General features: G+C 50.9%; 7 protein-coding genes. 2 read left to right on the top strand and 5 right to left on the bottom strand.

Annotated features, from left to right (window positions below; all coding sequences use genetic code 11):
* Positions 1-145 precede the first annotated feature (145 nt).
* Entirely contained in the window at positions 146-1,228 is a 1,083-nt protein-coding gene (gene corA / locus HKN79_06990; protein NNC83306.1) for a magnesium/cobalt transporter CorA, read from the top strand.
* Positions 1,229-1,290: 62 nt separating this feature from the next.
* Positions 1,291-1,608: a hypothetical protein gene (locus HKN79_06985; protein ID NNC83305.1), complete on the top strand. Its 318-nt coding sequence runs from the start codon at positions 1,291-1,293 to the stop codon at positions 1,606-1,608.
* Positions 1,609-1,642: 34 nt separating this feature from the next.
* On the opposite strand, the gene HKN79_06980 is transcribed toward HKN79_06985, so the two are convergent.
* The 5 genes from HKN79_06980 to HKN79_06960 form a co-directional block, all read right to left on the bottom strand.
* Positions 1,643-2,389 (bottom strand): transporter, encoded by a 747-nt coding sequence (locus HKN79_06980; protein NNC83304.1) that lies wholly within the window; start codon positions 2,387-2,389, stop codon positions 1,643-1,645.
* Positions 2,390-2,490: 101 nt separating this feature from the next.
* Positions 2,491-4,428 carry a DNA topoisomerase (ATP-hydrolyzing) subunit B gene (gene gyrB / locus HKN79_06975; protein ID NNC83303.1) on the bottom strand — a complete coding sequence of 646 codons (1,938 nt, stop codon included), beginning with the start codon at positions 4,426-4,428 and terminating at the stop codon, positions 2,491-2,493.
* A gap of 193 nt (positions 4,429-4,621) precedes the next feature.
* A complete protein-coding gene (locus HKN79_06970) occupies positions 4,622-5,581 on the bottom strand; it encodes a hypothetical protein (GenBank protein NNC83302.1) in 960 nt (319 codons plus the stop codon).
* Entirely contained in the window at positions 5,568-7,799 is a 2,232-nt protein-coding gene (locus HKN79_06965) for a TonB-dependent receptor (protein NNC83301.1), read from the bottom strand. Before HKN79_06965 ends, HKN79_06970 begins: the two co-directional genes overlap by 14 nt.
* A 58-nt stretch (positions 7,800-7,857) precedes the next feature.
* A partial coding sequence (locus HKN79_06960) for a T9SS type A sorting domain-containing protein (protein ID NNC83300.1) occupies positions 7,858-8,552 on the bottom strand: 695 nt, incomplete at its 5' end.

The following is an 8,552-nucleotide window of genomic DNA, read 5'->3' as shown; positions in this document are numbered from 1 at the left end:
ATTACCTCCCAACTGGGCATGAAGTCCACCGGTGAGGAAGACCGAAAGGATGAAGAGGGTCGTTCGGCAGTTCATCTATGCAAACAAACGCTAAAAACCCCTTCAACGTATGCCCGTAGAGGTGGAGATTGGATATCTTGCTCCTATGAATCTCTTCAAGCGCATCAGACCTCGCAAAAAGGTCAAGATCAATGCAGGTCTACCCCCTGGTACTATCGTATTCACCGGCAAGCAACGGGTAGATGATGTTAGTATCCATTACTTGGAATTCAATGAAGAAGAACTGAAAGAAGAGACCTGTACACCGGGAGAATTCATCGAATTCCACCGGCCGATGGATAAATATCTACAGTGGTACGATGTACGTGGACTACATGACACCGATCTGATCCAGAATCTGGGTAGCACCTTCAAGATGCACCCGCTTATCCAAGAGGATATCGTCAATACGACCCAGCGACCCAAGTATGAGGAGTTCGAGGATGGCATATTCCTCTGTCTGCGTGCGCTCTCCTTCGATAAAGAGCATTTGGATCTACAGTACGAGCAGGTCTCCATCTTCTTTCACAAACATCATGTGCTCTCTTTCCAAGAGCAGGATGAAGACCTATTGATCAATATCAGAGAACGGATCCGGGCAAGTCATGGAAAGGTGCGTACCTCCGATGGGGATTATCTGGCCTATGCCATCATGGACCTCATCACCGACCACTACTTCGAGGTGATGGAGCAGATACAGGATGTGCTCACAGAATTGGAAGATGAGATCAGCCTTTCGACCAGCCGGGAGATCAAAGGAAAGATCCTGAATATGCGCACGCAGTTGATCCGGGCGCGCAAGGCGATCTACCCATTGCGGGAGGTGATCAATGAATTCAGCCGTTCCGATTCTCCGATCATCCATCAGGAGACCGTACCCTATGTGAGGGACAGCTATGACCACGTGATCCAACTGATGGATATGGTGGAGACGGCCCGGGAGAGTCTGACCGGCATACAAGACCTCTACGCGACCGAGATCAGTTTCAAGATGAACAAGGTGATGCAGTTCCTAGCCGTGGTCACTACGCTCTTCGTTCCCATTACCTTCTTGGCTGGACTGTACGGAATGAACTTCGTCAACATCCCCGAATTGCAACATGAGAACGGCTACTTCATTCTTCTGGGGGTCATGGCCTTGGTGACCATCACCTTGATCCTCTATTTCAAACGGAAAGGATGGTTTTAAGTCTGTGATATTGTGAGAATGGATTTCAGTGAGTAACTTCAACATGACCAATCCATTCGAACATGGACAACAAACCACGCGTAGTCAAGGACTACGATACTTTGGATCCTGAGCTTCAAGAGAAGGTGAAGTTGGCATATCCATTCGGGTTCGAGGATCATCTCATCACATTCTACAACAGTCATGGCGAGACCGTGACCGCACTACCTTATGACGGAGAGGAAAAAGTCTATCTCATACGCATGAGCAAGACTTTGGCCGCCAAACTCATACGGCTGGACGATGACTATGATGACGATGGAAACCTCCGATCGGATGTCAAAGAGGAGTACGAAGAGAAGTACGAGGGGGAAGAAGATTTCTACATAGGAGACGAATAGGGCCCACTCCTATTGAAGGATACACTCTGGCTGATCAGTCGGGTGTGATCCTCCATGATATACCTGCATCAATATAGCGGTCCTGTACACCGTCCTGGTCCTGAATGCCGAATGAGATATCCAACTGCAGGTCATCATTGACCAGATACCCCAGACCCGTATCGAAATTGCTACTGAAATCCGATAGACTTCCATACATCTCTACAAAGACTCCGATTCTATCACTGAGCGAACGGGAAAGATTGACCGTGTAGGCATAGGCGGCTTCATCCACACCGTCCATCGTGATCATCTTCCAATTGGTGAAGAAGGTGTAGTTGTCCAAGACATTGATGGTAGTGGACAAGATGCTCACGGTACCTACTTGGGCATCGGATAGGTCGGAGAAGGAAAGACGGGACTGCAGGGCCACATTGGGGATGATACCCTGCTGATCCAGAAGATGGTATCGACCTCCCAATTGGATGGAGGTGCGACTCATATCCGCTATCTCATCACTTCTGAACTCCACCTGATCGAATACCCCGCTGATCTCGAAGAGCTCGGTGATGCCATAACGGAGTACGGTATTGTTACCGTAGATGGTCTGATCGAAGCCATCGAATTCGACCGGGTTGTAGTAGACCCCGCTCTGGATCTGGAAGAGCCCATCCCCCAGACTGAAGGCTCCAATGGACTGCCCCGGTCGCCCGGTACGTATGGTCTCTGCAGTTTGGGCTTCGAGAGCCTGTGGGAGTAGTAGGATGGATAAAAGGGTCAGAAAGAAATAATGGTGTTTCACGTGGGCAAAGCAAGGAAAAAAGTAGCCCGTTCTCAGTTGGAATCAAAGAAAAACCCGAACCTCTCGGTCCGGGTCTTTGTTGAATTTTTCTGTGCTATCGATCAGGCATCGATATTGGCATAGACAGCATTCTTCTCGATGAATTCCCTGCGAGGTGGTACTTCATCGCCCATGAGCATGGAGAAGATACGGTCGGCCTCTACGGCACTTTCTATCGTGACCTGACGTAGGGTACGGTTCTCGGGATTCATGGTGGTATCCCACAGTTGTTCTGCGTTCATCTCACCCAGACCCTTGTATCGCTGTATACCCACATTGGCATCACTCTTCCCTTTGAGCTCTTCGATGAGTCGATCCCGCTCAGCATCACTCCAGGCATATTTGGCCTGCTTGCCTTTCTTGACCAAATAGAGCGGTGGCGTAGCGATGTACAAGTGCCCTCGCTCTACCAACTCCTTCATATGACGGAAGAAGAAGGTCATGATCAAGGTCTGGATGTGACTTCCATCTACATCAGCATCACACATGATGATGATCTTGTGATAGCGTAGATTGGAAAGATCCAGGGCCTTACTGTCCTCCTCGGTCCCGATACGCACACCGAGTGCGGTGTAGATATTCTTGATCTCCTCGTTATCGAAGATCTTGTGCTGCATGGCCTTCTCCACATTGAGGATCTTACCTCGCAATGGTAGGATGGCCTGGAAATACCTGTCCCGACCTTGTTTGGCCGTTCCACCTGCCGAGTCTCCCTCTACAAGGTAGAGCTCGCAGTTGCCAGGATCCTTATCCGAGCAGTCGGAGAGCTTACCGGGGAGACCTCCACCGGTCATGACATTCTTCCGCTGCACCATCTCACGGGCCTTACGGGCCGCGTGACGGGCCTGTGCTGCTAGTATGACCTTCTGGACGATGGTCTTCGCATCGCTTGGATTCTCCTCCAGATAATTGGTCAGCATCTCATTGACCGCCTGACTCACTGGAGCCGAGACCTCCCGGTTACCGAGTTTGGTCTTGGTCTGCCCCTCGAATTGCGGTTCCGATACCTTGACAGAGACCACGGCCGTCAGACCTTCACGGAAATCATCTCCCGAGATGTCGAACTTGAGCTTGGAGAGCAGACCGCTCTCTTCAGCATATTTCTTCAAGGTATGGGTCAATCCCCTGCGGAATCCACTGAGGTGCGTTCCACCTTCATGGGTATTGATATTGTTGACGTAGGCATGCAGATTTTCTGTGTAGCCCGTGTTGTAGACCATGGCCACCTCTACAGGAACATCGCCATCGGTATTCTCCATGCTGATGACTTCCGAGATCAATCGCTCACGGTTTCCATCCAGGAATTCCACGAACTCGGCCAGGCCGCGCTCGGAATGAAAAGTCTCTGTAGGGTGATTGCCTTCCTCATCGGTAGTACGCTGGTCGGTGATGGTAACCGTGATTCCTTTATTGAGGAATGAAAGCTCGCGCATACGGTTGGCGAGGGTCTCATAGCTATACTCGAGTACATCGAAGATCTCCGGATCGGGGAAGAACTCCACCTCGGTACCTCGGTAATCGGTAGCCCCTTTCTCCTTGACATCATAGAGCTTCTTGCCTCGTTCGTACTCCTGCTCCCACACCTTGCCTTCACGATGTACAGTAGCAGTCAGATGCTTGGACAGGGCATTCACACAGGATACCCCAACTCCGTGCAGACCACCGGATACTTTGTAGGAGTCCTTATCGAACTTACCTCCAGCACCGATCTTGGTCATGACCACTTCGAGGGCTGAAACCCCTTCTTTCTTATGCATCCCGACCGGGATACCTCGACCGTTGTCCCTCACTCGGATTCCATTGCCTTCGAGTATGTGCACATCGATGCGATCACAGTGACCGGCCAATGCTTCATCGATGGAATTATCGACCACCTCATACACGAGATGATGCAGACCTCTCATGCCTACATCACCGATGTACATAGAAGGTCTCATACGGACGTGCTCCATGCCCTCCAGGGCCTGGATACTATCCGCGGAATATCCTTTTTCTATCATAGTTTCTTCAGCTGTTTCCATAACGTTTTTAGCAACCCCTAAAGATACCTCTTTATGGGCCTATGTAGAACGCTAAAACCCCTCTAAAGCGTGCATTTTTCCACATATTCCATGCTTTTTTTGGCCGGGTGTGGAAATAGGGCCGGAAATCACTGGATCCAGGCCGGAAAAAGGGCTTGATAATAGACAGGAATCAAGGGACCAATGCCGCTCGGAAAGAGGGCGCGCCACGCTCCCCGAAGGCATCTACGAATCCAGTGAATTGCAACTTGTAGCGATTGCCTTCTACCGTACGGATGACATAGGCATTATCCACGATGCTATAGGTCTCTGAATCCAGGTCGAAGTACTTCCAGTCGTAGCCGATGATATCCCGCTGATCGCTCAGTGCAATCCCATCCAGATAATCGGCATCTATGGCTTCGAAATCATACTCTTCCAAGGACTGGGCCTGCACCTGATGTGGATTAAGCAATGCCCCAGCAACGAGATAGGGAATCTCTTCTTCTTCGAAGTAGAAGGTGTAGTGGCTGAAGAGCAGGTCCCAATCCTCCTTAGGGGGCTCCAAAAAGCGCACCCCCGCATCGAAAGAGAGCTGCACATGATTCCGATCCAGGTCTTTGGGGATGTTCTGCTCTACACTATCCCCCGATCCAAGCGGAGCATAGCGTACCGAATAGCTATCGGCATCGGCCCCGAGAATCTGCAATTTATAGCGCCCGAGAGCGGATCCGGCCTCATCGAAACCGCGATCGATGATGTAGACTTCTTCCGTAGTCCAATCTTCTAAGGCAGTCTGGTAGCCATCGCTGGTGTCGAACAGTGGTCCATCACCCTGCACCGATTCCACTTCCTCGAAGCTGCTGCCCGTGACCCTCCAGACCATCATCAACTTACTATCATTCAATCGGATGGTCTGCGCTGCATCACAAGAGAAGGCCAGATCCCAATCCGTCTTCAGGTGCTGAGCGATGACCGAATCGCTTTCTAGGTCGTAATAGAGCCTGTAGCGGTAATCCGAAGACATCTCCAGCTGTGAACTGAAGGCCCCCGTAGGCAGTGGAGATGGCTCATAGGCCACTGGAATCTCATCCTTCTCGCATGCGGTGAAAAGGACCAAGGCCAATATGAGTATGATCTTATTTCCGCGCATCCCGATCCAGTGTATAGTCCAGACTGATAAAGACATTCCTACCTGTCCCAATGGGTACGGAGGTCGATCCACCGCTATGTCCAGACAAGGTCGAACCCGCATTTATAACGCTGATATCCAATAGATTGCGAACACCTGTTCTCAAGGTCAAGGAACGGTCGAAGAATTCTTTTCCCAAGGCAAGATCGACCATAAAGTATTCCTCCTGATAGAAACTCAGGACTTCTTCTTCATCCTCTTGGAGGATCACGGTGGTCTGTGCGCCATTGTATGACCCCATGATGTCACAAGTGAGACCGAGCTTCTCAAATCGATGAGAGAGCGAGCTATTGACTTGATGGAAATAGTTCATCGGAGTGAGCACTTGGCCCTCAGTGATATCTTCTCTACCGGTCAAGCCCCAGCCCAAGCGCACCGAAGTATTGTCTTTGGTCAATCCGAGATCAATGCGTGTTCCTTGGGTGATCACCTCATCCAGGTTGAGATAGGAGTAAGGCGGAATGGATGTCGAACTTGCCTCCCCTACCTGTGCCAGTGCGATCAGGTCATCTACATCGTTATAGAAAAGGGATGCATCCATCTCTATCTGCCAACCGGAGTAGGTTCGGGAATAATTGTAGGCTGCATTGAGATTAAGACTACTCTCAGGTCGCAGATCCTCATTGCCATAGACATTGTGATTGGCATCGTAGAACGCCAAATAGAGCTCCTTGAAATCAGGTGCTCTGAATCCCTGGCCGACCGACAGGCGCCAGGTATGTTCATTCTTGCGATAGCGCAGAGCGATACTCGGTATGAAGGGCATAGCGAAGAGCTCATGATATCCGTAGCGCAAACCCGGACGGAGAAGCCATCGTTCGGACAATTTCCACTCGAGGGAGGCAAAACCTGCCGCCTGAAAAAGCTCGGGTGTGCCATCGATGCGTTGTCCGGTCGATTGTTCCCAGGAGCCGTCCCATCCTACTTGGAAATCCACACGGTCATGTACACTTCCAGTCCAGGTATGACGTGTGCTCAGGGCCAGATAATCGGTCGTGTCGGAAGAAAGGTCCAGTCGGGAGAGGTCGGTCACATCGGTGAGCATACGCTTCCGTACCCGATCGAAGTAATTGAAGGACAAGAAGCCCTTGAATCGCTGATCCTGGACTCCATCATGGGAATAGCGCAGGGAGTTATCGATCCGCAGGGTGTGGTATTCGGTGTCGAATGCCTGAATGGTCTCCGCTGCCTCATTGACCTCGGGTGCACCTCTATCCTTTAGGGTCTCATCCATGATATCCAGCCGATGTTCCAAGCGGGTCCTTTTCCAATCCAGACCATGCACCAGGCCGGCCAAATACTGCTCCTTGGGATTCCATAACGAATTCCTACGGTCATCGGCCACCGGTTCTTGATTGCGGAAGAAGGGATCGCTGGGACTCCATCCATCGAAGTATCTACGTCCGAGCTTCAATCGATAGTCGTACTTGCCCGCATCGCTTGACCAGTCGGCAAAGGCATCGTACTGACCTTCGCTGCTGTAGTATCCTCTCAATTGCAAACGGTCCTGCTGCTCGACCGCTTTCTTGGTAATGATATTGATGACTCCAGCTATAGCATCGGTCCCATAACTGACAGCCATAGGTCCTTTGACGATCTCTATGCGTTCGATGTCCTGCACATCCAATTGATCCAGATCGAGTTTGCCATCCACCCGACCTACTACAGGCACCTCATTGATGGTCACTTTCACGTTCCGATCGCCTAGCCCTTGGATATTGATCCCTGTGCCGATGACCCCATTGCGTCTGATCTGGAGCTCTCCGCTGTGCTGGAGGATGTCAGAGATATCGCTGGTGGAGATGCGATCGAGTTCTTCCTCATCGATCACCTCTACGCGATGGACTGCACTCCGCTGATCGGAAACACCATACTGTCCGGTGATCACCACTTCATTCAGATACATAGGGTCTTTTTTCAGAACGAAGAATCTCCTGCTAGGACACTGGATAGAATCATGTAGTGAAATGGACCCGATCTGTTGCACCTCTATCTCGATCAGGCTGGAAGTCGCATACCAAGACTCAGGAATCTCTACCTGACCCCATTCGTTGCTGCTGACTCCGCGCACAGCCTCTCCGTCTTCCCAAATGACAGAAACACCAGGAAGAGCTTCTCCTTGTTCATCGGTAATGGTCAGGATGCACTGAGCCTCTGCACGGAGGCTGAAGAACAGCATCGCACAGAGGCTCAGAAAGAGGTATGTTTCTCGTAGTCCTATGATGATATCCTTTGTTTCACTGGACCAGGATGCGTTGCTGGCCGAAACCACCGTCCCGCTCTACTTGGAGCATGTAGATACCTTGCTGGAGTGCGCTCACATCCAGGCTATGCCGAAGACCGTTGGTCCATGTATCCTTGGCGACTATCCTCCCATTCATATCGAAGAGAGAGTAGCGGATGGGTTCGTTCTCGACAGCGAGAACTACTTGGGCTTGACCGATCACCGGATTGGGGAAAACGGTAAAATCGACCTGTCCGATATCATCCACACCCGTGGCCGAGACCATCTGCTTGGTGAATTCGATATCTCCGGTGCTGCTTCCATCGAAGGCAGTGAACCAGAGATGCCAGACATTGCCTTCTCTATCCTGAACGAAATAGCTGAGGGAGTCTTCGACCACATATTGGAAGATATCCATGTCGAAATACTTCCAGTCGCTTCCGATGATGTTCATCTCTTCGGACATCGGCTGGTCGGTCCACTGGGCATCGTCAATCTCGACAGTACGTGCTTCAGAGGCCAATACTTCCTGATTCTGAAAGACTCCACTGACGATGTAATTTGCTCCAGGAAATATTTCAGAGCTGTAACGTGTGAAGGTGATGTCCCAGCTTTCAGCTACAGGTTCACGGTCGATGACCTCACCGGTCTGTAGGGAGTAGTACCAGAAGTTCTTTGTGCTGTAATCAGTCCCAGAGATGGTCTCCT

Source organism: Flavobacteriales bacterium, assembly GCA_013001705.1.
In the GTDB taxonomy this organism is placed as follows: Bacteria; Bacteroidota; Bacteroidia; order Flavobacteriales_D; family JABDKJ01; genus JABDLZ01.
This window is presented reverse-complemented; position numbering and strand designations above follow the sequence as displayed.